The 25742-nt window shown below is 71.3% G+C and carries 27 protein-coding genes; 3 read left to right on the top strand and 24 right to left on the bottom strand.

The window, feature by feature from the left end; genetic code table 11:
• Positions 1 to 80: 80 nt before the first annotated feature.
• The 8 genes from QUY26_RS40000 to QUY26_RS39965 form a co-directional block, all read right to left on the bottom strand.
• A complete protein-coding gene (locus QUY26_RS40000) occupies positions 81 to 1187 on the bottom strand; it encodes an NlpC/P60 family protein (RefSeq protein ID WP_289956543.1) in 1107 nt (368 codons plus the stop codon).
• Entirely contained in the window at positions 1184 to 3673 is a 2490-nt protein-coding gene (locus QUY26_RS39995) for a hypothetical protein (protein ID WP_289956541.1), read from the bottom strand. The genes QUY26_RS40000 and QUY26_RS39995 overlap by 4 nt, the downstream gene beginning before the upstream one ends.
• The gene (locus tag QUY26_RS39990; RefSeq protein WP_289956846.1) at positions 3670 to 4035 is read right to left on the bottom strand and encodes a hypothetical protein; all 366 of its coding nucleotides are present in this window, start codon (positions 4033 to 4035) and stop codon (positions 3670 to 3672) included. The genes QUY26_RS39995 and QUY26_RS39990 overlap by 4 nt, the downstream gene beginning before the upstream one ends.
• The gene (locus tag QUY26_RS39985) at positions 4028 to 6703 is read right to left on the bottom strand and encodes an ATP-binding protein (RefSeq protein ID WP_289956844.1); all 2676 of its coding nucleotides are present in this window, start codon (positions 6701 to 6703) and stop codon (positions 4028 to 4030) included. The genes QUY26_RS39990 and QUY26_RS39985 overlap by 8 nt, the downstream gene beginning before the upstream one ends.
• Positions 6700 to 7296, bottom strand: coding sequence for a hypothetical protein (locus tag QUY26_RS39980; RefSeq protein WP_289956842.1), 597 nt, complete (start codon positions 7294 to 7296; stop codon positions 6700 to 6702). The genes QUY26_RS39985 and QUY26_RS39980 overlap by 4 nt, the downstream gene beginning before the upstream one ends.
• Complete coding sequence (locus QUY26_RS39975) at positions 7293 to 7628, bottom strand: hypothetical protein (protein WP_289956839.1); 336 nt, start codon at positions 7626 to 7628, stop codon at positions 7293 to 7295. The genes QUY26_RS39980 and QUY26_RS39975 overlap by 4 nt, the downstream gene beginning before the upstream one ends.
• Positions 7625 to 8605, bottom strand: coding sequence for a conjugal transfer protein (locus tag QUY26_RS39970; RefSeq protein ID WP_289956837.1), 981 nt, complete (start codon positions 8603 to 8605; stop codon positions 7625 to 7627). The genes QUY26_RS39975 and QUY26_RS39970 overlap by 4 nt, the downstream gene beginning before the upstream one ends.
• Before the next feature lie 887 nt (positions 8606 to 9492).
• Positions 9493 to 11100 (bottom strand): DUF2637 domain-containing protein, encoded by a 1608-nt coding sequence (locus QUY26_RS39965; RefSeq protein ID WP_289956851.1) that lies wholly within the window; start codon positions 11098 to 11100, stop codon positions 9493 to 9495.
• Between the two features lie 554 nt (positions 11101 to 11654).
• Between QUY26_RS39965 and QUY26_RS39960 the strand changes: the two genes are divergently transcribed.
• From QUY26_RS39960 to QUY26_RS39950, 3 genes are all read left to right on the top strand, one after another.
• Positions 11655 to 12902, top strand: a complete 1248-nt coding sequence (locus QUY26_RS39960) for a ParA family protein (RefSeq protein ID WP_289956836.1) — start codon at positions 11655 to 11657, stop codon at positions 12900 to 12902.
• The gene (locus QUY26_RS39955; protein ID WP_289956834.1) at positions 12899 to 14035 is read left to right on the top strand and encodes a ParB/RepB/Spo0J family partition protein; all 1137 of its coding nucleotides are present in this window, start codon (positions 12899 to 12901) and stop codon (positions 14033 to 14035) included. Before QUY26_RS39960 ends, QUY26_RS39955 begins: the two co-directional genes overlap by 4 nt.
• Before the next feature lie 441 nt (positions 14036 to 14476).
• Entirely contained in the window at positions 14477 to 16345 is a 1869-nt protein-coding gene (locus QUY26_RS39950; RefSeq protein WP_289956833.1) for a hypothetical protein, read from the top strand.
• 235 nt (positions 16346 to 16580) lie between these two features.
• Here the strand turns inward: QUY26_RS39950 and QUY26_RS39945 are convergent, their stop codons facing one another.
• The 16 genes from QUY26_RS39945 to QUY26_RS39870 form a co-directional block, all read right to left on the bottom strand.
• Positions 16581 to 17108 carry a hypothetical protein gene (locus QUY26_RS39945; protein WP_289956831.1) on the bottom strand — a complete coding sequence of 176 codons (528 nt, stop codon included), beginning with the start codon at positions 17106 to 17108 and terminating at the stop codon, positions 16581 to 16583.
• Positions 17105 to 17785 (bottom strand): hypothetical protein, encoded by a 681-nt coding sequence (locus QUY26_RS39940; RefSeq protein WP_289956829.1) that lies wholly within the window; start codon positions 17783 to 17785, stop codon positions 17105 to 17107. The genes QUY26_RS39945 and QUY26_RS39940 overlap by 4 nt, the downstream gene beginning before the upstream one ends.
• Before the next feature lie 75 nt (positions 17786 to 17860).
• Entirely contained in the window at positions 17861 to 18043 is a 183-nt protein-coding gene (locus tag QUY26_RS39935) for a hypothetical protein (RefSeq protein WP_289956825.1), read from the bottom strand.
• On the bottom strand, positions 18043 to 18513 hold the full coding sequence (locus tag QUY26_RS39930) for a hypothetical protein (protein WP_289956823.1): 471 nt from the start codon (positions 18511 to 18513) through the stop codon (positions 18043 to 18045). The genes QUY26_RS39935 and QUY26_RS39930 overlap by 1 nt, the downstream gene beginning before the upstream one ends.
• Positions 18513 to 19349 (bottom strand): Lsr2 family DNA-binding protein, encoded by an 837-nt coding sequence (locus QUY26_RS39925; protein ID WP_289956821.1) that lies wholly within the window; start codon positions 19347 to 19349, stop codon positions 18513 to 18515. Before QUY26_RS39925 ends, QUY26_RS39930 begins: the two co-directional genes overlap by 1 nt.
• Positions 19350 to 19358: 9 nt before the next feature.
• A complete protein-coding gene (locus QUY26_RS39920) occupies positions 19359 to 19535 on the bottom strand; it encodes a hypothetical protein (protein ID WP_289956820.1) in 177 nt (58 codons plus the stop codon).
• A gap of 20 nt (positions 19536 to 19555) precedes the next feature.
• A complete protein-coding gene (locus tag QUY26_RS39915) occupies positions 19556 to 19846 on the bottom strand; it encodes a hypothetical protein (protein WP_289956817.1) in 291 nt (96 codons plus the stop codon).
• Entirely contained in the window at positions 19843 to 20301 is a 459-nt protein-coding gene (locus QUY26_RS39910; protein ID WP_289956815.1) for a hypothetical protein, read from the bottom strand. The genes QUY26_RS39915 and QUY26_RS39910 overlap by 4 nt, the downstream gene beginning before the upstream one ends.
• 164 nt (positions 20302 to 20465) lie before the next feature.
• Positions 20466 to 20777, bottom strand: coding sequence for a hypothetical protein (locus tag QUY26_RS39905; protein WP_436840561.1), 312 nt, complete (start codon positions 20775 to 20777; stop codon positions 20466 to 20468).
• Between the two features lie 98 nt (positions 20778 to 20875).
• Positions 20876 to 21181 carry a hypothetical protein gene (locus QUY26_RS39900; RefSeq protein ID WP_289956814.1) on the bottom strand — a complete coding sequence of 102 codons (306 nt, stop codon included), beginning with the start codon at positions 21179 to 21181 and terminating at the stop codon, positions 20876 to 20878.
• 925 nt (positions 21182 to 22106) lie between these two features.
• Positions 22107 to 22484, bottom strand: a complete 378-nt coding sequence (locus QUY26_RS39895; protein WP_289956813.1) for a hypothetical protein — start codon at positions 22482 to 22484, stop codon at positions 22107 to 22109.
• Between the two features lie 111 nt (positions 22485 to 22595).
• On the bottom strand, positions 22596 to 23177 hold the full coding sequence (locus QUY26_RS39890) for a hypothetical protein (protein ID WP_289956810.1): 582 nt from the start codon (positions 23175 to 23177) through the stop codon (positions 22596 to 22598).
• Between the two features lie 111 nt (positions 23178 to 23288).
• Positions 23289 to 23624, bottom strand: a complete 336-nt coding sequence (locus tag QUY26_RS39885) for a Pycsar system effector family protein (RefSeq protein WP_289956808.1) — start codon at positions 23622 to 23624, stop codon at positions 23289 to 23291.
• A gap of 205 nt (positions 23625 to 23829) precedes the next feature.
• Positions 23830 to 24786, bottom strand: coding sequence for an ATP-binding protein (locus QUY26_RS39880; protein ID WP_289956806.1), 957 nt, complete (start codon positions 24784 to 24786; stop codon positions 23830 to 23832).
• Positions 24783 to 25127, bottom strand: coding sequence for a hypothetical protein (locus QUY26_RS39875; RefSeq protein ID WP_289956804.1), 345 nt, complete (start codon positions 25125 to 25127; stop codon positions 24783 to 24785). Before QUY26_RS39875 ends, QUY26_RS39880 begins: the two co-directional genes overlap by 4 nt.
• Entirely contained in the window at positions 25124 to 25633 is a 510-nt protein-coding gene (locus tag QUY26_RS39870; RefSeq protein WP_289956802.1) for a hypothetical protein, read from the bottom strand. The genes QUY26_RS39875 and QUY26_RS39870 overlap by 4 nt, the downstream gene beginning before the upstream one ends.
• Between the last annotated feature and the right edge of the window lie 109 nt (positions 25634 to 25742).

Below are 25742 nucleotides of genomic sequence, written 5' to 3'. Positions count from 1 at the left end.
CTCTGCCCAAACGGACACATCGAGGACAGAACGATGAGAAAAGGCCAACTCAAATGCGGCCCTACAATAGGGAATTGCGTTCACAGTAGGCGGGTTCCTCCGGCGTATCCGTGGTCCCAGATGGGTTCGGTGCGGACCTTGGTTCCGGGACGGGCGGCGTTGATCATCTGTCCGTCGCCGAGGTAGATGCCGACGTGGTAGATGGTGCTGTCGCTGCCGTAGCCGAAGAACACGAGGTCGCCGGGGCGCAGTGCGCCGATGCCGCGGCTGGCGGGGATGCGTTTGCCGCGCTGGGCCTGGGCGGCGGCGGTGCGCGGCAGGCTGATGCCGACCTGGGCGTAGGCGTAGGTGGTCAGGCCCGAGCAGTCGTAGCCGGTGATGTTGGCGCCGGACTTGCCGCTCGGGGAGCAGCAGTGTCCGCGGCTGGGCCCGTTGGCGGTGCCGCCGCCCCAGGAGTAGGGGGTGCCCTTCTCCTCGAGGGCGGCGTTGATGACGGTGCGGGCATCGCCCGTGACGCCCTGGCCGATGCGGATGGTGCCGTTGCCGAGCTGGCTGTAGCGGTCGATCCACGACGTTACGTCGGCGACGTAGGCGTCGGAGCGGTTGTACTGGAAGATCGCGCTCTTGAGCTGGGAGCGGTCGGCGAGGTTGCGGCCGTTGCCGCACAGGTAGACGGCGGCGCCGAGGGCGGCATCGTCGGCGTTGTGGGGGTTGGTCTCGCCGTCGTCGTTGGCGTCGCGGCCGTTGGTCTCCCAGGTCGAGGGCAGGAACTGGAAGGGGCCCACCGCTCGCTCCCCTGAACTGGTCCCGTCCCACCGGCCGTTGTCGGTGTCGTTGAAGGTAGTCGTGTTGCCTCCGGCGCCGGAGCCGTTGAGGAGGACACCGAGGATGCGGGGCGTGATGTCACCGGTCGCGGCGATCTTGCGGCCGCCGGCGTGGTTGGACTCGATCTTGGCGATGCCGGCCAGGATCGGCCAACGCATGCCCTTGCACTTGGGGACCTCGTCGGGCAGGCGGGTGGCGGCGTTCTGGTAGGCGGCGAGCATCCGCTGCGGGATGCCGGAGACCTTGCCGACGGTCTCCATCGGTGGTGCGGCGGGTTCGCGGGCCGCGACGACCAGGACGAGCAGGACCGGGGCAGCGAGCACGACCAGGAGCAGGGTGGCACAGCCGAGCTTCGTCTTCACCGGCCCTCTCCCCCGTCTTCGTCAGGTCGGGGGCGGAAGTTGAGGGGCGGTGTGCCCGGCCCGACCTCGTCCGCGGCGCCGTCGCGGCGTCGGGGCTGCTCTTCGTCCCTGGAGTGCAGCCACTCGAGGGCGGCGTGGAGGTCGTCGGCGCCGTCGCGGGAGCTGCTCGGGCGAACCGGGTCGGTGTGGGGTTCGCTGACGACCGGCGGTTCGGCGTAGCCGCGCTCCCCGTAGTCCGGCCCTCCGTAATCGGGCTCGTGGTACGGCGCGGAGTAGGTGGTGGGGTCGAACAGCGGGGCGGGAGCCGAGGTGTCGTCGGGGCGGTGTCCGCGGGTGGTTCCGCCGCGCAGGCCGTCGTAGGTGTCGAGGGCCCACTGGCTGGCGGTGTCGGCGTAGTGGGCGCGCTGGCGGCCGAGTTCCTGGTGCAGGTCGCTGGTCAGGGTGCTCTTCGCGCGGCGGATCCGGGTCCAGGTGGCGGGCAGGCCCACGGTGGAGTAGTAGGCCGCCTTGGTCGTGCCGACCAGGACGCGGCCGCCGCGGGTGCGTTTGAGACCGGCCTCGAGGCGCGTGCCGAAGGGCGTGAAGCCGGATGGCGGGCTGCCGCGGCTGATGATGCGTCCGGTACGGCCGTCGATGACCGTCGGTGTGGAGGGGTGCTCGCCGCCCGGCGCCTGCGCGCCGGCCGGTGCCGCCCCAGGGTGCGGGTGCTTCCCCTTGTGGGACGGGCCGATCAGGGCGGCGTGCGCGGTACGCGCGCCGAGGGCCAGAGGGGCCAGGGCGCGGCGGCCTTCAGCTCCGGCCTCGGCCAGGACAGCGCCGGGGTGTCCGGGCAGGCCCGTGGAATCGCCCAGGGCCCGCAGGCCGAGGGAGAGTCCGGCATGGCGGCTGAGGAAGGACTGGTGTGCGGGTGAACTGCCGATGCCGCCGCTGTACCCGAGGGAGGACATCGCGGACGCGGTGGCGGCCGCGTGGTCGCCCATCATGTGGCTGCCGCCGACGCGGGCGTAGCGCATTCGTTCGGCGAAGCGGCGCCCGACGCCGGTGCCCTTGCGCAGCATGATGCGGTGCCCGGCCAGTGCGGTGACGGCGAGGCCGACGAGGGTCAGTAGCCGCTCCATCATCGGGGTGGAGTTGTCGGCGAGCAGGGCCCGGGCGGCGACACCGAACAGGGGGATGAAGATCGCGACGCCGAACAGCACGATGCACGCGGAGGCATAGACGCCGACCCACTTCCACAGCGCGTAGCGGTTGGGGCCGGGCAGCAGGGCCCAGGCGAACACGACTCCGGTGCACACGGCGGCGATCACACAGCCGAACTGGGCGACGAACAGGGCCATGACCATCGCCAGGATGACGACGGAGATGATGATGACGACGAGGAGGACGAGCAAGGCGCCCAGGAGGCGCTCCCAGGTGGCCGTCTCCATATAGTCGGCGGCGGCTTTGCCTTCCTTGCCCTGCTTGTCCAGTTCGCGCTGGGCGCCGTGTTCGCCCTCGCCTTGGTCGCATTGGTCCTTGGCGGGCCCGTAGACCCATTTGCAGGGGTCTTCCTTGTCCTTGGGCGGCTTGATGAGGCGTTTGTGGGTCTTGTAGAGCGGGCTGTCCTGGTCGATGGCTCGGCCGTACTGCAGCAGCATGTAGGGCTGCACGACGAGGGTGTCGGTGAGCGTGCGGGTGATCGGCTTGGACACGTCCGCGGCGGCCAGCGGCCGTCCGGACTGCATGCAGGTGGCGCGGGCCGGACCGGTGACCGAGGCGCATGCCGCCGTGCGCTGACGCTTCTTCTCTGCTGCCGTCGCACCGGAGGAGGAGTTCTCGCTCTGGCGGCAGGTGGTCTGGGCGGGCCCGCTGAGGAGGTCGCACGGGCTGGCGCCCTTGGTCTTGTCGCCGCCGTTGGCGGTGATCGATGCGGCTTCCAGGGCGGCGCGCTGGGTGTGCTGGATCGGCCCGTCGTGGCCCAGCAGGATCGAGGGGCGTACGAGGGTGCTCGCGGCGAATGCGGCGATGAGCAGGGTCAGCAGGATCTCGCCTGCGCCGCGGGCCACCCTTCCCCGCATGATCAGGATGAGTCCGAAGGTGAAGGCCCAGGCCAAGAAGGCTGCTGCCATGCCGAGCGGTCCGATGATGTCGTGCTGGTAGGCGTCGGAGATCTTCTGTGCGGGGCCGGCCATCTTCTCCAGGACCGGGAAGCGGTAGGCCCAGTCGACCAGCCAGCAGTCGAAGCCGACGATGGTGCGGGAGAGCGCGAACATCCCGGAGAGGAGGAACTTCATGACGGTGGCGATCGGGCCGTCGTCGCTGGCCGTCAGCTCGTAGCGGGACAGCGGCGCGCCCTCGCTGGTGGTGACGTCGAGCGGCGCGAGGAGGCCTCCGGAGCCGCCGCCGGTGTCAGCAAAGGACGGGGCGGTACTGAGGACCAGCACCAGGGCGGTCAGGGCGGTGACGGTCCCGGCCCTCGTCCACCGGCGGCGGTCGGCGGCCGTCATGACGTGCTCCGGCGGCTGGCCAGGATCACCGCGACGCCGAGCACGGCGGGGGCCAGCAGGATCGCGCTCGTAACACTGACCCCGGCACGGTCTCCCGGGGTGGGCGCGACTTCCGTGTCCTGCTCACCGCGCTGGCAGAAGGACTTCGCGGGGCCGGCGACCAGCTGGCAGGCGTCGCTGCCGTCCGCGGGACGCGGTGGGGCGGAGCGGTGCGCGGGAGGAGAGGTGAAGGCGTCGCCGATCCGGGGCAGCAGCAGGTGCGGGAGCAGCAGCACGGCGCTGACGACCGTGACCGCGGCCAGGACCACAGTGAGTGTCACGGCCCAGCGGCGCAGCGGGCCGGTGGAGAAGGTGTCAGGCATCAGGGCCCCCGGCGGTCGGCAGCACAGACAGGACGGCAGAGGTGGAGGTGGGCTCGGGCTGGGGGCCGGCCGGCGGGCGGGTGTCCTCGGGGGTGGTGAAGATGGCGTTCAAGACGCGGTCCACGTCGGGCACCAGGGCCTTGAAGCGGCCGATCTGCATGCGCGGGTCCCGGCCGAGGAACTCCCCCGCTCGCTCGGCCTTTCCGAACGGGCTCAGGTCGGTGGTGACGATGCGCAGGAGGTCCTCGTCGTCACCGGGCAGACCGAGCCACTCCAGGCCGCGGGCGGCGAGCACCGGGTCGGCGGTGCGGGATAGGAAGCGGTAGGCGAGCAGACCGCGCCCGGTGGAGGTGCCGAGTTCGCGGACATCGTGGCAGCCCAGGCCGACGCCCGCGCCGTGCTTGCGGCCGTCGAAGACGACTTCGTCGCACAGGGCCTGCCCCTCGGCGGAGGAGGTGAGCCAGTACGCCTCATCGAGCGGGATCAGCGTGAACCGGGGGTCGGTGAACGCTGTTTCGCGGGCTATGGCGGCGATCAGGTAGAGCACGGCGCGGCCGATGAGGGCCTCCAAGGGCTGATTGCGCATCAGCTCCGGGTTGGTCACCGCCTCCCGGGGCGGCAGGGTGAGCCCGTTCGTGGTGATGACCACGAAGTCGCTGGAAACGTCCGCGGAGAGGTCCAGCGGCGGCAGGTCGGGATCAAAGACACTCGCGGCGAGCGGCTCGTCGGCGGCGACCTGCAGCCACTCCACCAGCGAGGCGGCCCGCAGCGCACGCGGCCCCTCCCCCGCCGCCATCTCCGCCAGAGCGACGAGGACTTCGGCCATGCACGGCGTGGTGGCCGCGGCCGCTTGCTTGACGGCTGCCTTCAGCAGCGCGCCGTGCTCGGTCATCGGCCCCACGCCGAGCTGCACGGTGAGGTAGCTGAGCGCGTACCGTGCCCCGACGGCCGGGTCGGCGAAGACGCGCAGGGGGTCGATGGACAGCTCCGCCTTCGCCGCGTCCACGACCTGGCTGCGGCCGGGTGCGGCGCTCGCCGCGAAGGCTGCCCACTCGCGGCGCTTGGTGCGGTCGATGGCGATGGCGCGGCCGCCGCGGTCGACGATGGCGGAGGCGATCATCTTGAGCAGGACGCTCTTGCCGCCGCCCAGGTCGCCTGCGATCCCGAAGGACGCGGAGGCGTTCTGCGTGGGCGCGTTGGCGATGTCCAGCAGGGTGGGGGTGACGGTGCCGACGTCCTGGCTGAAGCCGATCATCGCGCCGGTGGGGTCACCGAAGCTGTGGCCGGTGAGCGCGCCGTGCATGGCCCAGTCCTCGCCGAGCTGGTGCTGCACGTACTGGCGGGTGGCCGGCGGCGTCGCCGTGGCGGGCAGGGTGAGGGTGAATAGCTCCTCCTGGCCGCCGACCGGGCGCACCAGACGGTAGTTGGCGCCCTTCAGGCGGGCCTGCAGGGCTCCGGCCCGGCGGTCGCATTCGGCGGGGGTGTCGGCCCACACCGTCATGACGGTCACGGACTGGACCTCGACCTCCACGCTGGTGCGCGACGCGCGCGCCCCGAGGTCGCCGAGGTCCTCGGCGGCGTCGTGGATGTCCTCGGGCAGGCCGGTGGCGCGCTGCGCGGAGTACTGCTCGGCCTGGTCGACCAGATCGCGCTTCTTCTTCTTGACTTCCTCGATCACCTTCTCGGTGGGGACCACCTTGAGGTCGACGACCCAGTCGACGCCGAAAGACAGACGGTCCAGGTGCGCCAGGAAGTCGCCGCTCGCGGAGGTGAACCGGCGCGGCATCTCCGCCAGCGCCAGGTGCGCCTGATAGGAGGTTCCAGCCTCGGATTCGACCTGCAGCCACCGTCGGCCCGCCTGGTGTCGGGTACGCCGTCGGCCACGCCGTGCGCTGCCGAGGGTAGTGCTGCCGCCCGGGCGGGCGGCCTCCTTCACCGGGGCGGCATCGGTTGCGTCGTGGCCGCCTTCCAGCAGCCGCACCTGCCCGAGGTCGGCGTGGGAGGGGGCCCGTAGGACGCCGCTGACCACGCGGCTGCCCCGCAGGCTGGAGCGCTCGGACTCGGCCAGCAGCGACTCGTCCAGGCCGCGTGCGAGCGCGTGCTGATGCATCCACACGATCTCGGCCGGGCGGGCCGGGACCAGGTCCAGGCCGCCGCCGAGCTCGGCCGCCAGCTGGCGGGCCCGCTGCTGGTAGTCCTCGACTTCGTGCGCGGGTACCGGGGCCGGGGGCAGGCCGAGCATCGCCGACAGCTCGCCCCAGGCCGAGGCGAGCGCCGCGGATACCTCTGCCCGTGCCCCGCCCGCCTCCAGCGGCACTGCCAGCCACAGGGTCCGCCGGTGCATCTCCACCGGAGAGTCCAGGTCCTCCCCGGCCAGCAGCCGCAGCTGCGCGTCAGCGATCTCCGCCCAGTGCGGCCGCCTGCGGTAGTCGATCCCGGCGATGGTGCGCGCAACGACCTCCCCCGGATCAGTGCGGGCGCACAGCCCGTACAGGCGGGCCGCGCCCGGCAGCGAGCGGACCAGGGAAGTGATGCGGTGCTGCAGCTCCTCGCGGGCACGCTCGGCCATGTACCGCGAGCCCTGCGGCGTGACCGTCCAGATGCCCCACACTGTGCCCGCGTTGGTCCACACGATGTTGTCGACGATGTGCCGGATCGCGAGCGTCACCGCTGTCCCTCCTGCTGCTCGCGCAGCAGTTGCTGCAGCGGCGTCGGTGCCGGGCGCGCGACGGGCATCGCCGTGCCCGGCCGGGCCGTGCGCTGCCACATCCGGCGGCGCGGCGGCCTGGTTGTCCCCGGCCCGGCGGTAGGCGCGGGGCTCGGTGCCGTGCGGGGCCGGGTGCGAGGTGGGGCGGCGGGTTCGGCGGCCGCGGGACCGGACGTGGTCTCGATGAGGAAGCTGCCGTACAGGGCGCGCGGGCGGGCCGGGCGCACGGCGCGTCCGTTCATCCGGCCGCCGGCGGGCTGCAGGGCGCGCTGCCCCCAGCCGTAGGCGACCCACAGCGGGGAGCGGCCGCCCATGCGCGAGGCGCGGGCCAGCCACACGGCAACCCCCAGCCCGAGCACGGGAGCGGGCCCCAGGGGCGCCCACCACGAGAACGTTTTGATCAGAACGAAGATGCCGACGCCCGCGATCGTCAGCTGCGCCGGGGTGTAGGGGCCCAGCGGCAGGGTCCAGTCGCCGATCTTTCCCATGACCCACGGGTGACGGCGGGCGCGGGTGTACGTGCGTCCGATGCGCATGGCGGTGGCGGTGCTCATGCGTGTTCACCGCCTCCGCCCGCCCCGGGGGCCTGCGTGTCCGGTCCTGCGCCGGGGTACCGCGGGGCGTGCTGTGCCGGTGAGCCTTGGGAGCTGATGAGGAAGTCCGTGAAGGACTCGGACAGGTCATTCCGAGCGCCGTAGATGCCGTTGGCGAGGATCAGTCCGATCAGGGCGCCGATGCCCGCCTTCAGGCTGAACTTGCTGATGACGGTGACGACGACAATGAGCAGCAGACCCAGCTTCAGGGCCTTGGTCGCCCAGCCGGTGCCGAGGCCGAAGAGGTTGTTGCCGATGTCCTCGAACTCGATCGCGAGGGTGATCGTGTTCATCGCTGTCCCTCCTGGGAGGCCGTGCTGACGGTGGAGGCGCGTACGACAGCCGGGGTCGGCCGCACGGCATTGGAGGCGGAGCGCTTGGCGTGCTGCTTGCTCTGCTCGGCGGCATCCTCCAGACCGGACTGAAGGGCGAGGACCTCCCACCGCCCGTCGCGGGATGCGAGGTTGAGCGCGTACGACAGCGGCCACTGCCCGCCGTCGGCATCGCTGGCGGTGATCTGAACCTGCAGCCGGGCCGCGCCGTCGGTGCTGGCCTTGCCGTCCGTCTGCTGTCGCGCGCGGACTTCCTCGACCCGGACCTTCTCGAACGGCGCAGAGCCGCGCAGGGTGGGCAGCGACGTGCCGGGGGCGAGGTAGCGGTCGGCGCCCTCCGCCGCACCCAGGTAGGCGGTCAGGAACTCCCCGGCCGTCACCGCCAGGTCCGACTCGGCGGGCACCTCGGTGCCGAACAGGGAGTCGGGCTCCTCGAGCGTGCGCGGCGCGCTCACCTCCATCGGCGCGGCGGGCACGACGAAGCCCCGGACCGAGCCGGGCGCGGCGCCGTGGTCCTTCACGAGCAGCGGCACCGCGAAGTACCGCAGGCCGTCCGCCCGGTCGGCCGCAGCGCCCTCTCCCCCACTGCTGCGAGGAGCGGGCGTCTTGAACCGGGCGGCGACCGTGACCGACCATCCGGCACTGCCCTGCCGCACGCTGCGCACCACGGTCAGACGCTCGACGACCGGAGGTTCCTTGCTCCAGGACGGCGGCTGGACGGACGGCGCCATCGCGCGCAGTTGCCGCGCGGCCGCGCTCTCCTCGCCGGACCCGGCGCGCAGCCACGCGTCGAGGACCAGCTCGGCGTAGCCGCCCGGATCGGTCACGGGCTCCTTCGTGGTGTCGGCCTGCGTGACCGGTGCCGGGCGGGTGCGCACGACCGCGTCGGGGCGGGCGCAGCTCGCGACCAGGGCGAGCGGCCCGGCGGCAACCGCCACCCACACCGCTACTCGGACCAGTTGGGTACGGCGTACCGGCAGCGACCGGGTGCGTGGCGCACCGGGTGGGTCTTCGTGTTGCTGGGGTCCGCGCCGTGGCCGGCGTGGGATGGAGGCGAACATGGACGGCTCCTCGAGGTGCAGAAGAGAGGTGGTGCCGTCACTCTTCGTCCGCGCTCTTACCGCCCCGCTTGCCACCGGAGGCCCGCAGCCGTCACAAGGGCATAACTCCTGGCCCGGCCAGACGTGGTAAGTGCCCGTGACCTGGTGGTAAGCCGAGCCGGGCGGAGGTTGTCGCCGTGGTAAGTGACGGTTCCCGCCCATTCACCACCGCAGTTCAGAACCGGTACCGGAGCCCGCTTACTGTCTGCGCGGGAACTGCCCCCCCGCTCGTGTGCGATGCCATCGGGTATGGGCTGGCGAGGGTGTTCAGCGGGCCGTCGCAGAGCCGGGGCGTGGAAGGCTCGGCCGAGCGTCCGTCGGTCATGGGTGGCGGTCCCCGGGCGACGGTCCTCGGGCATGACCGGTGAGCGCGGGTCCGCGTCGGTGCTGGAATTCCAGGTGGAGTTCCAGCACCGACGGGGCCACGTTGTGGAATTCCAACTCGGTCCCGGCCATGTTCCAACGACGGCCGATCGCGTGCCCCTGCGTCGCCTGAAACGGTCCGCTGGTCGGGCTCCCCCACCGGATGGTGGTGCGCCAAACCTCGCAGGCGTCAGCGGCCGGGGCTGCGAGTGACGCGGCCACTCTCCATCGCCAAGCCCTTGCTCGGGTTGGAAAATCGCAGGTCAGCGCTTCCAACTCCCGGAAGGGCGGCGTTCCAACGCTGCGGAAACTCGGTGGGGCGAATCCCTTGTCAGGTGGTGTTGGAACGGGCGCTGCAGGGCTCATGCCTGGATGGCGGCCGCCTGCGCGCGGATCTGTCCGATGTACTTGCGGACTGTGCCCACCGCGTATCCGGTCTGCTCGGCAAGCTGAGGAGCCAGTTCGTTCGCTGACATCTGCACGACCTCCGGCGGCATCAGGCGGTAGTGGTGCGCCACCAGTTCCACCCCCTTGAGGGTGCTCGGCGGCGCCGTCGGGTCGGCCTCGGCCGTCTCACCGTCACGCGGCCCGTCACCACGGGCTTGCGGTTCGTCGGACGGTTCCGTGTGGGGCGTGTCGGCCTCGGAGCCGGAGGGGATCCTCATCTGCACGACGGTGCGGCCGCTGCCACCGGTACGGTCGGCGGGTGTTCCGGCAGGTTCAGTGTCGCGCGGTTGGAACGAGGGGTGACTGGCCGTTTCCAAGGGCGGCGATGCAGCGCCCCGGGCATCGTTCCAATTCCCGTGCGAGGTGGAACGATGCCCGGCCGGCTGCGGCACTCCCCCACCAGCAGCGGCCGACTCCTCATGGTTCGGGGCGTGACGCTGGCCCTGCGCGTGCCGCGGGTCATAGGCCAACTGTTCATCGGCACTCTGCTGCTCGGTCTGTCCCTCGTAGGCCTCGTGCCGTTCGTCGTACGGGGCCTCCGGGTCGTACGACACCGGGCCCTCACCGTTGGGGGACTGCGGCGGGTGCTGGGCGGCGAACCAAGGGCTGGCGTGGTTGACCGGGGGCTGCGGGGCGGGCTCGGGGGTGACGTCCGGGACGGCTTCCGGGGCGGGCCCGGACGCCGGGTCCTTGACGAGGGCGACGGGGGCGGCCGAGGCGGCGGGCTGCGCCTGGGGCAACTCCCGCTGCGCGGACTCCGGCTGAGGCAGCCCGGCCGCGACCGGCTCGGCCTTCGTCAGCTCCGGCTGCTGGGCCGTGGCCTGGACGGGCGGAAGGACGGGCGGTTCGATGCCGGCCGCCGCGAGGCCCGCGGGGGCCGTCTCCGCGAGGGGGACGCCGTAGCGGGCCAGGCGCAGCGGCATCAGGGACTCCACCGGGGCCTTGCGGCGCCAGCCGCGGCCGAAGCGGGAGCGCAGGCGGGCCTGGTAGACCAGGCGCTCCTGCTCCAGCTTGATGACCTGGTCGTAGGAGCGCAGCTCCCACAGCTTCATGCGGCGCCACAGCAGGAACGTCGGCACGGGGGAGAGCAGCCAGCGCGTCATGCGCACGCCCTCCATGTGCTTGTCGGCCGTGATGTCGGCGATCCGCCCGATCGCGTGCCGGGCCGCCTCGACCGCGACCACGAAGAGCACCGGGATGACGGCGTGCATGCCGACGCCCAGCGGGTCGGGCCAGGCCGCCGCGCCGTTGAAGGCGATGGTGGCCGCCGTGAGCAGCCACGCCGTCTGGCGAAGGAGCGGGAAGGGAATCCTGATCCAGGTCAGCAGGAGGTCGAGCGCCAGCAGGACGCAGATGCCCGCGTCGATGCCGATGGGGAAGACCATCGAGAAGGTGCCGAAGCCCTTCTTCTCGGCCAGCTCCCGCACGGCCGCGTACGACCCCGCGAAACCGATCCCGGCGATGACCACCGCACCGAAGACGACGACCCCGATCAGAATCCGATGCGCCCGGGTGAGCACCATCGGGCCCGTCGCCTTCTCTGCGGTCACTGCCGCTCCTCCCCCATCATTGATGAGCAGCGTTCACAATTTCATGTGCGGCTAAGCCGTGGGGAGTTCACTGCGGCTCCCCCGGGCTCTGCCCGTTGACGGAGCACGCGACAGCCTCTCCGCACGGCACATCGGCGCCCACGTGCGGATGATGACCGGCTGAGCTCACCACGAAGATCACCACACTTCGCCCACCATGGTCACAGAGGTGCATCAATCCCCCGTGGTAAGTCGGTGAGGCACCACACGGGACGGCCTGCGGCCTCACCTGGACAGAGCGGGCTGCCATGCTTCTGTCTCTACGAACCCAGTCGACGGCAGGCGGCTGACCTCGGCGGACCAACTTCGTTGAGACGAACCGCCGCCGGCTCAGTTCGTTGAGACAGGACGCATGCTCAGGCAGGTGGGAAGCACGGCGCAGCTCGTGGTGGCTTTACCGCGGTAAAGGCCCCCGAACTCCAGCCTGCGAGAATCTTCCTAACGTGTCGTTAGTGATGTTGATGTTGAACGTTAGTAAGGTAGCCCGCATGAGTTCTCCAGCCTCCTCGAACGACCGCGAAAAGGTCGTCTCCAAACTGCCGGGATGGCTCCGGCAGAACCTCAAGGTCAGAGCAGCCCAACACGGAGTCGAGATCCAGGCTGCGGTAGAGCAGGGCATCGAAGCGTGGATGTCCCTCGCCTCCGCCCCGGGAACCGTCGACACCACGGGCGCCGACTCCTTCTCTACCTTCCTCCCCCACGGCCAATGGGGTGGGTTCCGCCAGGTTGCCTCCGACCGCCGTCTGTCGCTGACCCAAGGACTCGCTCAGTCGGTGCAACTGTGGCTGGAGAAGAACCCAGCCCCGTCTGTGCAGCGGGCGAAACACCCCCGCCGCCGGGTGGTGTGCAACCAGAAGGGCGGCGTGGGCAAGACCGCGGTCACAGCCGGCCTCGGCGAGGCCTTCGCTGAGGACCCCGAGGCGCTCAGCCCTGTGCGGATCTCCCGGCACTTCGCCGCGCAGCTGTCCGAGAGCGAGCAGGACGACCCGCTGGCCGTCGAGGACCTGCCCGGTCTGGGACGGCGGACGCTGCTGGTCGACTACGACCCTCAGCGCCACCTCACCAAGCAGCTGGGGCAAGAGGAGATCCCGATGGACTCCGACGTCGACAGCCTGAGCAAGCACATGTCCGGCGAGGCCAAGGGAGATATCCGGGACCTCATCGTCCCCATCACCGACGACCGCTACGGCGGCCGCCTGGACCTGTTGCCCGGCTGCCAGGACGGGTTCCTGCTCGACGTGGCGCTGTCCAAGGTCCGGTTCCGCGAGGCCGCGCTCGAGCGGGCGCTGGCCTCCATCGAGCCCTTCTACGACGAGATCATCGTCGACTGCCCGCCGAGCCTCGGGCTCAGCATGGACGCCGCGATCTACTACGGGCGCCGTCGTGAGGAGGAGGCTGCGGGCCAATCCGGTCCGCTCATCGTGGTCCAGGCCGAGGACAGCAGCGCCGACGCCTACGACCTCCTCATCACGCAGATCGAGGATCTCCGCAACGACATGGGCGTGGAGGTCGACTACCTCGGCATCGTCGTCAACCTCTACGACCCGCGCCGCGGCTTCATCGCCACATCGTCCCTCGAGGCGTGGATCGACATAAAGGACCCGAAGGTGATCGCCGTCATCGGTGACCTGACGGACCAGCGCAAGGCCGTCCGGGTCAAGCAACCGCTCCTGACGTTCGCTCCGCGCGGCGAGCAGGCGGCGACCATGCGGGCACTGGCTAGGGAGATTTCATGAGCAGCCGTGTAGCCGACCAGTTGGGGACCGGAGCGTCCTTCAGCAGGACACGGGGTGGTGTCAGCGCGCGCCGTCAGGCTGTCGCCGCCACGACGGGTGCCCCGACGACCGGTGCCCCGGACAGCCGTCTGCGCACGCTTCCGCTCGATCAGCTGGTGCCCACCCGCTTCAACCCGCGCCGCAACTTCGGCACTGAGCAGGACTTGAGAGAGTTCGGGTTGCGTCTGGGCAAGAAGCAGTTGCAGCCCGCCGTGGCCGTTACACGGGAGGCATACCTCGAGCTGTGGCCGACTGAAGCGGACAACGTCGGCGCCGCCCAGTACGTTCTCGCCAACGGGGAGCGCCGCTACCGCGGGTCCAGGGCCGCGGGCCTGCCGACCCTCGACGTCGTTGTCGACGACGACGTGGCCAAGTCACGGGCCGACTTCCTGGACGCGGTCTTCTCCGAGAACGACGACCGGGAGAACCTCGACCCGATCGAGCGAGCCCTGGGCATACAGACCATGGCTGAGGAGCTGGGCGGAAACGCGAAGGTCGCCGAGTACTACGGCAAGTCGGCGGGCTGGGTCACCCAGCAGATGTACCTGCTCAACCTCGTGCCCGAACTCCAGGCGCTGGTGAGCTCCGGCGAGCTGCCGGTGCGCGAGACGCGGTCGCTGGTGAAACTGCCTGCAGACGGGCAGCTCGCTGCCTGGGAGCAGCGGCACACCGAACGCCGAGAGGAGAAGGCCCAGCCGCGTCCGCGTGGTAAGAGGCCCCGGGACAAGGGCGCAGCCCCGTCAGCGGCAGGGGAGCCGCAGGAGGCCTTTACCGCGGTAAAGGCGCAGCCGCGGGTCAGTGACGAGAAGGCTACGGGCCCCGCCTTTACCGCGGTAAAGGCCAGCAGTGGGGCAGAAGCCGGAAGCGACGTGGCCTCCGACGTCGTCGTTCCCGCACAGGCCGCCCAGCCGGCTTCTGCGGAAGTCAGCTCGGCGGCTTCCACGAACCCGGCCGAGCCCGTGACGCAGGCAGCTCCGGCACTGCCGTGGGGCGACCCCCTCTGGTTCGACCAGCAGCTTCGCAAGTACATGTCCCGAGAGAACCGTGATCGTTTGGTCTGGCTGCTCCAGGCCTCGGATGAGGACAGCGCGTAGCCGAGCCAGAGCGCGAGGCGGACATACACAGCCGTTCCTCGTTGGCGGAGCATGCAGGGAGGCCCGGGTGGCCGCGAACGTTCGCGGCCACCCGGGCCTCCCTGCATGCTCCGCCAACGAGGAACTCGAGCCGCGAGCGCCCTCCAGGACGGGCTCGACGCGACCTGGAGGGCGTAACGGATTTCATGCACTTGCACACTCCTCGCTATAGATTGCCCGGCATTCAGGTGAATCGAGGCCGAAATCCCTTGGCGGACAACGGGCTCAAGATCTAGGTTCTTCTCGCCTGGCCTCGGACGCGGCCAGCTCTGGATGCCCGACCCGACCTCTGGGCGTCTGCAGAGAACCGACGTCGCGCTTGGCCCTCATCCGCTTCTCGCGTGCTGTTGTTCATGACATGCGCTTTCGCTGCCCAGGTCGGGGGGCTCGGGAGGACACGTCGTGTACGACATCGATCAGCTCAGCAACGCAGCAGGGCAGCTCACCGGCGAGCCCTTGGAAGTGGCGCGGCGGCGCCTGAGCGCCAAGGAGCGCTTCGACTACTTGATTCCCGGTGCTTCACCGGAGCAGGGGCGGCTGGAGGCCGTGCTCGTCTGCGCCCTCGGCGCGGTCGAGGGCCAGGACCGGCCCTTCGGCGTGCGCGACGCTAAGCCTGTCAGCGAGGGCCTGGTGCTGCGCGTGGCGCGCGCGGAGGACGTGCAGGCGGTGCTCGATATGCTGCCGCGCCGTACGAGGAAGGGGCCTTGGCGTGGGGTGCGCGGGCTGACCGTAGAACTCGACGGTGCGCGGCTGCGGTTCGGGTTCCGTCCCTGGCTGTACGAGAAGACGTGGCGGACAGTCGCGCCGGGCGTGTGGATGTCCGGGCCCCGCGGCGAGGACTTGGCGGAGCTGTTGGCCGCTCATGAGCAGCATGTGGTGGCGGCGGGGGACAGCCCGCAGTGGGATCCGCAGCTTCCGGAGCCGGGCCCTAAGCGTGCGGAGCCGGTCGCGCGCAGTCTCGTGCGCCGACTCGACGCGTCGTACGGCATCGGTAGTGATCTGCTGCGCCGTCCGCGGCTGTGGGACAGCCTGGCCGGCTATGCGGGGGTGCGGGTGGAGACCCGCATGACCGACTACGGGCTCGACTGGATCGTGGAACGCCGGGTGGCTGGGCCGCAGTTCGACGAGGCACGGCTGATCGAGGTCTTCACCGACCATGTCGTGGGCTGTGGGCTGCGCCTGCTGGATCATGCGTGCGGCGCGGAGGAGTGCACCGTGCGGCTGGCGCCGCGGCCCGGCATGTGGGGGTGGCGCGGCGTACTGACCGTCCGCAGTATCCGGGAGGCACCCGCTGCTCACGGGGTGGTGCCCGGGCCGCGGCCGCTGACCGCGATCGGCGAGCGCCTCAACGTCAGCCGGCCGCGCTGCACCTCCGGTGATCCGCAGGGCGATGTCTCTGGCCGGGAGGGTGCGGTGGTCCGGCTTCTCGGCTACCCGGGCCCATGCGGTGTCCGCGGTGACGAGCTGCCGTGGGTTGCCGAGCAGATCGCGGCCGTCTGGGCCACGCAGGGACTGGCCGCGGCAGTGATCCAGCTCCAAGACAGGGACCAGATCACCTGGGGGGACCCCACCCGCCCTGTCTGGGCAACATCCAAGATGCCCGACACAACTCCGGGATGGCGGCGGCTGCGCCTCACCCCAGCGCCCGGGCGACTGTGGCAGCTGAAGGTCTCCCACACAGAGCAGGCGGTCACGGCCGCGCTGGCTCATGCCCGGCGCGCATTCGACCGCATCATCCTGACCGGCCGCAATACCGACTTCCCCGTCGAGGACTCCGACTTCGTCCAGCCCGATGCTCGCCTGCTCGTGCACCAGGCCTCGCCCTACAGCCGACATCTGCCTCTGCCCGCCCAGGCTTCGGGCGCGCCCAGGACCGTTGAGCTGACGGCGGCTGAGTCGGCCGTGCAGTGGCGTCAGCAGGAGCTCGGTGGATGGGCTCCGCGGCACCCTCTGTCGGGTCTGCTCCTCCTCACGTACGCCCCGGAGGGCGAAGCCTTGGACGCATTTGACCTGAGTGTCGAGGAACAGCTCGCGCGCTACGGAATGCCTGTGGTCGGGCGCTTCCCCTCAAACCGAGGGACCACCCGAGGGCTTGGACACAGTTCCCCGGCCACGGTCCTCGATCCGGAGGCCGACTTCCCCACCCACAATCAAATGATCTCCGCAGTGGACGCGGTCACGCGCTGCTTGTGGCCCGAGGACGCCCGTTCCGCCCAGGTCCCGGACGTTGTCACCACGGCTGCCCGGCGGACTCCCCAACTGGAGAGTTGAGCGCACAGCCCAGCGCTATCAACGGCGTCCGCGTGCAGTGAGCACCCCGAGAGCGTCGGAAACGCAAAAAGGCCTGGCCTCCGCACGGTGCTCGCGGTGGGCCAGGCCTTCTTGGATGCGTCCTCACCGACCGCGCAGCGCCCCCCGGTTCGGCTGGGGGGGGAGCGGGTGCGGTGGGGCAGGCGGTGTGCTCGGGAGGGCCTGGAGCTGCGTGTGAAGGCCGGGCCTTCGGGAGTCACGCCGCCCAGGTCGCGGGCGCACCTTCGTCAGGGCTGGGGATTCCAGCGTCAGTCGCCCGGGCTGCCGGGTGTCGCATGGCGGTGACCGGGACGGCACCGGGCTCGGTGGCGGGCGCCCAGACCATGCGCCAGGTGCCGTCCCACTCGCATCCGCAGGGGTGGTCTGGGTGTGGATGCTTCAGGAACACGCCCCATGTCAGGATGGCGCGCGGGATGCGGGGGATGAGGACCGCCGGGTCGTCGCCGGGGTAGAGGTGCAGGTTCCGCCAGGTGCAGACCCGGGCCATGTAAGTGGCGGCGGCCTCGATGGTGTCGGTCCACTTCTGGTGCCCGAGCACGAGGAACGCGACCGGGTAGAGGGGATCGTCGGTGGGGCCATTGAGACCGGTGACGTGAAGGCCGGCGTGGGCGAGGAACCCGTTCGCCACCGCATCCTCGCCACCAGGCGTCCAGAGCTGTTCGACGGGGTGCATGGTGCCGTCGTCGCCCTCGCTGGTCTCGATCTCGTACAGAGCCGAGGTCACGCGCTCACCCCCGCGATGGTGTCGGCCAGGAGCGCGGTGACGTCGGCGCCGTGCGGGTCGGTGTAGCTGTCGTGGTCGCTGACGTGGAACACGGCGTCCTTCGCGGTGACGGTGAACCCGGGGATGACGAGGGCGGCGCGGCCTTCCAGCTCGGTGTTGAGGAGGTCGGCGTCGCGGGAGGCCAGCCAGGTCTGGGGGTAGGGCCCGAGGCGCAGCAGCGTGTAGCCGGTGCCGTCGGCACGGCGGGCTTCGACGTGGACGCCGTAGTGGGCGGGGTCCATGCCGACGTCGTCGGGGAGGGGCAGGTTCGCGGCGGCGTGGGTGAGCATGGCGTAGCCGGGTTGCCAGAGGCCGAGGATCGCGGTGGTTTCGCAGCGCAGCCAGCCGCGGTTGGTGTAGCCGAGCTGGTGGCCGTGGAGGTAGGCCGCGGCGTGCGGTGTGTCGGGGTGGACCAGGGCGACGGCGATCTTGTCAGGGCCGTGGTCGTCGCCGGGTCGGGTGTGGGCCCGCTCAATGAACGGGCCGACCCGCACAGCGATGTCCTGGGCACTGCCGGGTGTCCAGGGCTTCGGGTGGCGCAGAGTGGAAAGCATCGTGCGGAACTGATCGACGACGGCCTGGTCCTCGGGGGAGATGGCGCCGAGGGCGGGGCCGCAGCGACGGAAGCGACGGATCATCGGGTGGTCTCCTGCTCGAAAAATGGGGAGGCCGCGCCCCGGCCTTCCGGTCGGGGCGCGGCACTCGAGGCAGTGCTACTGGGGGGTGGTGTCGGTGACCACGAGGAACTGGTCGGCGTTCAGGTCCATCACGACCTGGGCGTCCGTGCCCTGCGCGCGTTGGGCGGCCGCGTACTCTTCCGCCGGCCATGAGCCTCGGGGAGCTCCGGCTGGGAACCGCTCCAGGACCGTGCGGGAGGGCGCGGTGGTCGTGGCCATCACGCATCGCCGCCATTCACGCGCTCGTGGATCTCGATCAGCGTGCCGATGGCGTCGGGATTCTCCGCCACGCCGACCCACTGCCCGAGGGCCGTGAAGACCGGCACGGCGTCGGTGTCGGCGTCGAACACCACGACGTAGTCGCCGTACCTGTCGAGGACCATCTCCTTCAGGGCCCGCGCCGGTGCGGTGGCCAGAACCTCCAGGGAATCGACGGTGAGCCGGGCCGTATCCGCCACGCTGTCGGGCTGGGTGAGAACGCCGGAGACGTGCAGCAGGTCGCCGGGCTGGATCTCGGTGAGCAGCGCGTGCGTGATCCCGGGTGTGCTGGTGGTGCAGGACCAGATCACGTCGTCCGCGCTGTCGTCGGTGGGGGAGACGACCAGCTGGAAGCGGGCGGTGTGCGGCGCGTCGCCGCGGGTGGGGACGGCATCGAGGAAGCCGTCCACGGTGAGGGGCTTGGTGTCCATCAGCTCGCCTCCGCCAGGCTGGTGCGGTGGGCGGCGTCGTAGGCGTCCAGGACCTTCTTGGCCAGGGTGCCCCGGTCGGCGACCTGGTGGCCGCTGGCGCGCGCCCATGCCCGGATCGCGGCCAGTTCCTCACTGCTGCGCCTTCCGTTCGGGACCAGGGCCGGGGCCACGGGCGCGGAGGCCCGGTCCTCGGTGTCGGCGCGGCCGCCGGCCTTGACCTTGCGCAACTGTGCCTGCGCGGCCTCGAGTTCGGCCTTGGCGGCGGCAACCCGCTTCTCTGCCGCCCGCTGAGCGGCGTCGGCGGCGCGGCGGGCGGTCAGCTCGGTGAGGTCGCTGCGAACTCGGGCAGCGCGGTTGCGGATGCTGGCGGCGCCATGGTTCTCCGCCCACGCGAGCAGGGCCTCGATCCCGTCGGCGCCGGGCGCTACGGCGGGCGTCTGCGGGGTACCGGCGCTGTCCTTTGTGTCCGCGTCGGGGGCGGGCCGTCCGGCGTTCTGCACGGCGTCGGCGAGTTCGCTCTCCGACAGGCCGAGGATCTCGCGGACGTGCTCGGCGGTGTCGCCGTTGTTCAGCATGGAGACCGCTGTGGCGGTGAAAGCGTTGATGGGCATCGGGGCTCCAGTCTTCGGGGTGTCGGTGGTGGGGATGTGGGGGAGCAGGGTCACGAGGTCGTCCTCGCTGCAGGGCAGTCCGAGCGCGCCCAGCAGGTCGGCGAGGTCGTCCTTGTCGCGGGCGTGGCAGGCGACCACCAGTGAGGCGGCGGCGCTCTGGCCGCTGCCGAGCGGGGTGAGTTCGAGGCCCTCGGCTGCGAGGGCCTCTTTCATGTCGGTGAACATGACCGGCCCCTATGCGGCCCTGGTGGGGAGCTTGCGCTGGGCGATGTCCAGCAGCTCGCGGTTGCGCTTCTGCTGGGCGAGCGTGAGCGGCCGGGCCTTCGCGCCGTGGCGGTGCCACAGCGGGGAGGCGGGCGGCTCGGGGTAGGCGAGGGCGCGGTCGACGTCGTTCTGTGGAGTGCTGCTCATGGGAGCCTCCAGGCGGAGGGTCAGGCGTGGTCGACGCCTTGGCCCTTGGACTTGGGATTCGGCTGGGTGTCGGAGGCGAACCGCCCGCGGCGGGCCTCAACGGGGTTGGCGGTGATCCAGTCCTCAGCGCACACCTTGTGCACGGGCTCGCCGGAGTGGGAGCGCATGGGCGTGGGCTGGCCGCACAGCGTGCAGGGGAGGCCCTGCCAGCGGTCGAAGTGCTGGTTGTCGCGCCAGACGAGAAGTTCACCGGGAGCCGGGATCAGGCCCGGCTCGAACGGCGTCTTCTCCTTTTTGCGTTGGGTGCTCACGGCCGGAAGGCGGGCAGTTGCTGGAACACCTGCGCCAGCAGGTCCGGCGTCGGCTTCCAGGCCGCAAGCGCGTCCGTGGCAGGCACGGGCAGGGCGAGCTCGTGGACGTCGGCGAAGACCAGGTGGTGCGCGCCGCGCTCCGCCCAGGGGCTGGTGCACTTGTTGGGCCCCTGGTCCGGGTGGCAGTCGGTGAGGCGGGCGACGCCGATGACCGCGCCCAGGTGCAGTTCGCGGCCGCGGATCGCGGTGGCGACCAGCGGTTCGCGCAGCACGGCGGGCTCCGGCTTCTTCTTCCCGGCGTGCAGAAGGACCCAGCCTCGCCACGGCCAGTTGCCGGTCCTGTTCTCCGGGCTCTTCCCGGCGAGGATGCAGGTCGCCCAGGGCTGGCGGATCGTGATGCCGCGAATCCAGTCGCCTTCGGGCAGATCACCGACGGCCGGGCTTGTGCCGGTCAACGGCGCGACGGCGGTAGTCAGTAGGGGTGCGCGCTGCCCATTCGGGGCCTGTCCGCGCAGGACGGAGTCCATACTGAGGATCTCCCTCTCGTCTCGTACGGGATGGGTAGGCCCGGGACAGGCGAACTGGTTTGGACGCCTTGAGCGCCTGTCCCGGGGCGTAGCTACAGGTCGAAGTCGCTGACGCGGAGCCAGCTGTACGGGTCGTCCCAGCGGCCGGCCGTCGCGGAGAGCCAGTCGGGCTCCCAGCCGGGCCGGTAGCCGCTCGCTCCCCAGCCGTCCGGCCTCTTGTCGGGGATCTCGAGTCCGGCCTCCTGCGCGGCGCACGCCGCGTCGTAGACCTCGTGCGCGATCCGTACAGCGGCACTACGGCTGTCGGCGGGGCCGGTGAAGACGTGTACACCGGTCAGGCCGGGCTGGGTGGTGCTGCTGATCGGGACGTCTACCTCGTAGTAGGGCAGGCCCATGACGTCCATCTCCCTTCGTGCTTCTCGTGGGTTGAGGGGCCGCTGCGGCCGCCCCGGCCCCAGCGGTGGCGGGGTCGGGGCGGCACAGAGTGCGCTCAACTCGCGGTTCAGCCAGCCGTCGCGATGGCGTCGCGCAGGTGGGTGCGTGCCCGGGCCAGAAGCGAGGGCTGGTCACCGCCGGGGGTGGTCAGGGCGTCGGTGAGGTAGCTGACGGCGGAGTGCAGGTCCTCGCTGGCGTCCTGCCAGTTGCCGAGGCTGGACGCTCCGAGGAGGTCGCGGACTTCTTCGACCAGGTCGATGAAGGCGTTCGGGGTGTGGCCGCGCGGCGACTGGTCGCCGGTGAGGGCGGCGAGGTCGGTAGCGAAGCAGTCGCGGAGCGCGGCGAAGGTGTCGGGCCTGGTCTGGGTGCTCACGGGTGCCTCCTTGCCAGTGGTCGAGCTGAATCGTGATGGGCAGCCGGGGGTCAACCGACGGGGGTGTGGACGGTGCGGCGGTGCGCGGCGAGGCCGACGGCCCCGCCCCGGACCGGGGAGGGGCCGGGACGGCACGGTGCCTGGTCAGGCGCTCAGGGGCTCGCGCGGTGCGTTGCGGTCGTCGGGGTCAGCGGCGACGGGGAGGCCGACGGCGCGCGCGGTGAGGTGGTGGTGGATCTGCCCCATGCTGGTGATGAGGACCGGCTGGTCGCTGTCGCCGGTCAGCAGCGTGAACTGGGCATCCGAGTACTTGCTCGTGGTGCTGGCGTAGTGGAGCCAGACGCCGGGCGCGAGGAAGAAGCTGGCCTCGCCGTTCTCATAGCCGCGCCACCGGTCCTCGTCCCGCAGGAAGTCTTCGCCCTGGTCGATTCGCCATGCGGCCGAGGCGGCGCGGGAGGCGGCGTCGTTGCTGGTGGCTGCGGCGACCTGCGCCAGGCCCTCGGCCAGGGTGGCCGGAGCGGCTGGAGGTGCCGGAGCGGCCGGAGAGGTGCGCGGGTGGTCGGCCGGGTGGGGCGGCGGGCTGTGGTGAGCAGGCGGCGCAGCGGGTTCAGGAACAGCTCGGCCAGGGAGTTGACTGCGACGGCGGCCACGACTGCGACGCCACCGGCGAAGACGAGGCGCCAGTCGTGGGACCAGTTTTCGGGCGACTGGGTGTAGCCCGCCCAGGCTCCGGTGGCGCCGCCGATCACAACGGTGGCCATGCCAAGGCCCTCGGTCGCGGCGTCGGCGACGGCGAGGGCGGTGCGGCGAACAGCTCGGCTCATGATGGGGGGGTGCTCCTTCTTCTGTCGGATGCGCTCTGGTGGGGGAGGGGGTTGGGGCTCCGGGACGGCCGGGCCGCACGCCAGCGGCCGTCCCGGGCGTCTCAGTTGCCGCTGCCCGCATAGGCGGTGGTGGCGCGGGCGGCGTCTGCGAGCAGCACGGTCAGCTCGTGGGCGTGGTCGACGACGTCCTCGAGGCGCTCGATGACCTCGCTGGGCAGGCCGCGGTTGCGGGCCCCGGTCAGGACGCCCTCCAGGTAGAGGGCGTCGTCGAGGATCCGGCCGCGGACGTCCAGGACTCCGGGCTGCACGGCCAGGGCGTCGTGGTTCTTCCCGGTGGCGAGCGCGGCGTGTTCGGTGGCTGCGGTGTACGCGGTCTCGGACTGCTCGGTGAGCAGCGCGTCGACCTCGGTGGTGTCGCCGTAGGCGCGGCGCCAGCCGAAACGCGCAGCGGCGGCGTCCATCAGGGAGCGGCGGGTCATGGGCACGGGGACCTCCGGGGGCCCGTCGCCTGGTCCGGGTGACCGGGCGGACACCGCGCGGCCCCGGCCGCCGGGGAGACCGGCGGGCCGGGGCTGCACGGAGGGCGCCGGTCAGTTCTGCGGGCGGCGGCGTGCGTAGTAGGAGACGTAGTCGCTGTACTGGCTGCGTTCGGTGCGCAGGATCTCCGGCTGGTCGATGGCCAGTTGCTGGAGCGCGTTCGTGATCCAGTCGTCGGTGCGCTGGAGGGTGAGGCGGAGCAGGGCCAGGTCGGAGAGCCACAGTTGGACGTCCTCGTCACGGCGGCGGGCACCGCTCGCCCAGGTCTGCAGCCGCTCGCGCACGGTGTTGTCGTCCGGGCGGGCGGGGATGTCGCGAGGCAGCGCGCGGCAGGTCGTGGCGTGCTCGTTGGCGGCCGTCGCAGCTTGCGTGAGGCCGTAGCGCGTGTTGTAGGTGCGCCGTCCGTCCTGCGCGGAGGCGAAGTGGCAGCCCAGGCAGGCGACCGCGTAGTAGGTGCCGGTCTTCCCGTCGTCGGTGGTGTAGACGAGGACGACCGCGTAGGCCTGGTTGTAGTAGCGCTGGGCGATGGTGACGCCCTCGGGTGTCCAGGTCTCGCCGGTCTCGGGCCGCGGCTCGGGCTCGGCGGCCGGTGGTTCGGTGGGGGCGGGGCGGCGGAGGAAGAGGGTGAGGGCCACGGGCCTACTCCTTGTCGGTGTCGATGTCGGTGTCGGTGCGGTGGGTGTGCCGGGCGGCGAAGGTGGCCGCCTCGGCGGTGAGGACCAGGGCGAGCGCGTACGCGCAGTTGCTCATCCGGTGACCGCGAGGACGGCGGCGATGAGGAGCAGGGCGAGGGCGGCGAGGATGGTGTCGACCGCGCGGGTCAGGCGCTGGTATTTGGCGACGGCGATGGTGGACAGTGTCTTGACGCGGGTGGCCCGGGTGTCACGGCCCATGGAGGCCCTGATGCCGTCCTCGTCGAGCTGGGCCCAGCACGGGAAGCCCTCACGGACCACGCGGCCGCGGCCGCCGAGGTTGGGGCGCACGACCAGGAGGAGCAGCACGGCGGCGACCGCGAGGGCGAGGTCGGTAGGGAAGCAGTCGCGGAGCGCGGCGAAGGTGTCGGGCCTGGTCTGGGTGCTCACGGGTGCCTCCTTGCCAGTGGTCGAGCTGAATCGTGATGGGCAGCCGGGGGTCAACCGGCGGGGGTGTGGACGGTGCGGCGGTGCGCGGCGAGGCCGACGGCCCCGCCCTGGATCGGCTGGTGGCAGTCCGACAGCCGTGCCACCGCTGATCCCCGGCCGGGAGTTCGGCCGGGGATCAGCGAGTGCGGGCGGTCGGCTGCGCGTGTCACGCGACCGCGTACTGCGCTTCCAGGTCGGCGCGGCCCTCGGGGTCGTCGGCCTCCTGGTCGACGTCGTCGGGGCCGCCGTGGACGGTGCAGACGATGTCCGGGTCGCTGTCCATGGCGCCGGTCAGCGCCTTGTGCAGGTCGGTGACCGAGTAGACCGGCGTCCACGCCTGCCCGGTGCACTCCGGGTCGAAGGGGCAGGGCAGCAGGACGTCGAAGCCGAAGTCGCCCTCGCCGTCGACGTCGTCGCGGTAGGCCAGGGTGAGGTACTGCTGCCCGAGGCGGATCTCTGCGATGCGGTCCCGGCCGGTCACCAGGTCCGAGCCCGGCCGCCACCGCCACAGCGGCAGGATCTCCGGACCGAAGAAGCGGCGGACCAGCAGCAGATCACCCAGGCCGTCGCTGCCGTCGTGCCCGAGGTCGGCCTCCCTCACCTGCGAGAGCCGCTTGAGGAACGGCTCCAGGCGGTACAGGGCGTCGGCGAAGACGACCGTGGTGAAGCCTTCGGCGGTCAGCCGCTGGTGCGAGTGGACCATGGCCCGGTGCTGGGCGCGGACGATGTCCTCGGGCACGCGCCGGTTGTCCGGCCGCGGGCCCTGCCGCTCCAGGCAGACCGGCAGCGGCGTGGCGACGACGACCGCGACGGTCGGCATGCCGTGCCGCTTAGCGGCCATCACCAGCTCCACCCGCACGGGCTGTTCGACGTTCGTCGCGTCAATGACCGTATTGATCTTCCGGGCCATCCGGCGCTCCAGGATCAGCTTGAGGACCTGGGAGGCATCGGCCGTGGCGTCCTGCCGACCGGGGTCGTCACTGACCGTGCCCCGCAGGCCATCGAGGGAGAGGACCTGGGAGGCCGGCCAGGTGCGGGCCAACGTGGACTTGCCCGCACCAGAGGCTCCAATCAGCACGATCAGCCCGTTCTCGGGCAGGTCCGGGTACAGCACCGAGGTCATTCGAGATGTCCTTGCGGGTCGAGGGAGCGGGCAGCCCAGTTCAGGCGCTGCCCGGCGTTGTCGGTGATCAGGGCGGCGGCCTCGTGCAGCGGGCAGGAGGCGTCGCCGTCCCGGTCCGGCTCGATCTGCTCCGCCCGGCGCGCTGCGGTGCTGACCACCTGCGCGAGCATCGGGAAGAGGCCGCCGGGGACGTCGATGTCCTCCTGGAGCTCGCGCAGGATCGCGGCGAGCTCGCGGGCGTCGACGTCGTCGGCGTTCAGGTCGTCGTGCACCTGCTGGAGGGCGAGCTGGGCGATGCCGAGCGAGGCGCGCACCCGGTCCAGGCGTGTGCGGCTGGTCATCGGGGGGTCGCCTTGGTGGTGGCGACCACGGCCGCGACCGTTTCCCAGCCGTGGTGCCAGGCGGAGTCGAGGTGGAAGGCGCCGTTCATGCCGAAGTCGGCGAGCTTGTAAAAGCCGCCCTTGCCGGTCTTGGTGGCGATCCGCTCCAGCAGGCCCTTGCCCGGGACGCGTCGGTCCGCGGCGTAGTGGGTGCCGAAGGAGATCACGAGCGCGGCCGCGGCGGCGCCCGGGTGGACCTTGATGCCGAGCGCGCGGGCGCCGACCCCGGCGACGATCGCCTGCGTGGCGGTGTAGGTCAGGCAGTGCTGGAGGCACGCCCTACGGCCGTCGACCGTGCCGTGGGTCGTCTTCTCCTCGGTGACCGGGTCCTGGTAGGTGACCGGGTGGTCGTCGGAGGCGCCCTTCACACGGGCGCAGAAGTCGGACTGGACCCAGAAATCTCCGATCGCGCTCCCGGCGCGGATCAGTCCGAGAAGGGCGGCGAAGACGGCGGGACGATGCTGCATGCTGGATCTCTCCTGAGCTCGAAGGGGTGAAGGAGTGGGCGGCCGGTCTTTGCCGGTGCTGCGGCTGCCCGATGGGGCGGTCCCCGTCCCAATCCGGACGGCCGGGACG

The sequence above is a fragment of the Streptomyces flavofungini genome (assembly GCF_030388665.1).
Lineage (GTDB): Bacteria > Actinomycetota > Actinomycetes > Streptomycetales > Streptomycetaceae > Streptomyces > Streptomyces flavofungini_A.
Note: the sequence above shows the minus strand (reverse complement) of the source record. Positions and strands in the feature narration are given on the sequence as shown.

Excerpts from the sequence above, each read along its gene's own strand:
- QUY26_RS39995 (WP_289956541.1), bottom strand. The coding sequence starts at position 3,673 with ATGACGGCCGCCGACCGCCGCCGGTGGACGAGGGCCGGGACCGTCACC.
- QUY26_RS39990 (WP_289956846.1), bottom strand. The coding sequence starts at position 4,035 with ATGCCTGACACCTTCTCCACCGGCCCGCTGCGCCGCTGGGCCGTGACA.
- QUY26_RS39980 (WP_289956842.1), bottom strand. The coding sequence starts at position 7,296 with ATGAGCACCGCCACCGCCATGCGCATCGGACGCACGTACACCCGCGCC.
- QUY26_RS39975 (WP_289956839.1), bottom strand. The coding sequence starts at position 7,628 with ATGAACACGATCACCCTCGCGATCGAGTTCGAGGACATCGGCAACAAC.
- QUY26_RS39965 (WP_289956851.1), bottom strand. The coding sequence starts at position 11,100 with ATGGTGCTCACCCGGGCGCATCGGATTCTGATCGGGGTCGTCGTCTTC.
- QUY26_RS39960 (WP_289956836.1), top strand. The coding sequence starts at position 11,655 with ATGAGTTCTCCAGCCTCCTCGAACGACCGCGAAAAGGTCGTCTCCAAA.
- QUY26_RS39955 (WP_289956834.1), top strand. The coding sequence starts at position 12,899 with ATGAGCAGCCGTGTAGCCGACCAGTTGGGGACCGGAGCGTCCTTCAGC.
- QUY26_RS39940 (WP_289956829.1), bottom strand. The coding sequence starts at position 17,785 with ATGATCCGTCGCTTCCGTCGCTGCGGCCCCGCCCTCGGCGCCATCTCC.
- QUY26_RS39935 (WP_289956825.1), bottom strand. The coding sequence starts at position 18,043 with ATGGCCACGACCACCGCGCCCTCCCGCACGGTCCTGGAGCGGTTCCCA.
- QUY26_RS39930 (WP_289956823.1), bottom strand. The coding sequence starts at position 18,513 with ATGGACACCAAGCCCCTCACCGTGGACGGCTTCCTCGATGCCGTCCCC.
- QUY26_RS39925 (WP_289956821.1), bottom strand. The coding sequence starts at position 19,349 with ATGTTCACCGACATGAAAGAGGCCCTCGCAGCCGAGGGCCTCGAACTC.
- QUY26_RS39920 (WP_289956820.1), bottom strand. The coding sequence starts at position 19,535 with ATGAGCAGCACTCCACAGAACGACGTCGACCGCGCCCTCGCCTACCCC.
- QUY26_RS39905 (WP_436840561.1), bottom strand. The coding sequence starts at position 20,777 with ATGGACGTCATGGGCCTGCCCTACTACGAGGTAGACGTCCCGATCAGC.
- QUY26_RS39895 (WP_289956813.1), bottom strand. The coding sequence starts at position 22,484 with ATGACCCGCCGCTCCCTGATGGACGCCGCCGCTGCGCGTTTCGGCTGG.
- QUY26_RS39880 (WP_289956806.1), bottom strand. The coding sequence starts at position 24,786 with ATGACCTCGGTGCTGTACCCGGACCTGCCCGAGAACGGGCTGATCGTG.
- QUY26_RS39875 (WP_289956804.1), bottom strand. The coding sequence starts at position 25,127 with ATGACCAGCCGCACACGCCTGGACCGGGTGCGCGCCTCGCTCGGCATC.
- QUY26_RS39870 (WP_289956802.1), bottom strand. The coding sequence starts at position 25,633 with ATGCAGCATCGTCCCGCCGTCTTCGCCGCCCTTCTCGGACTGATCCGC.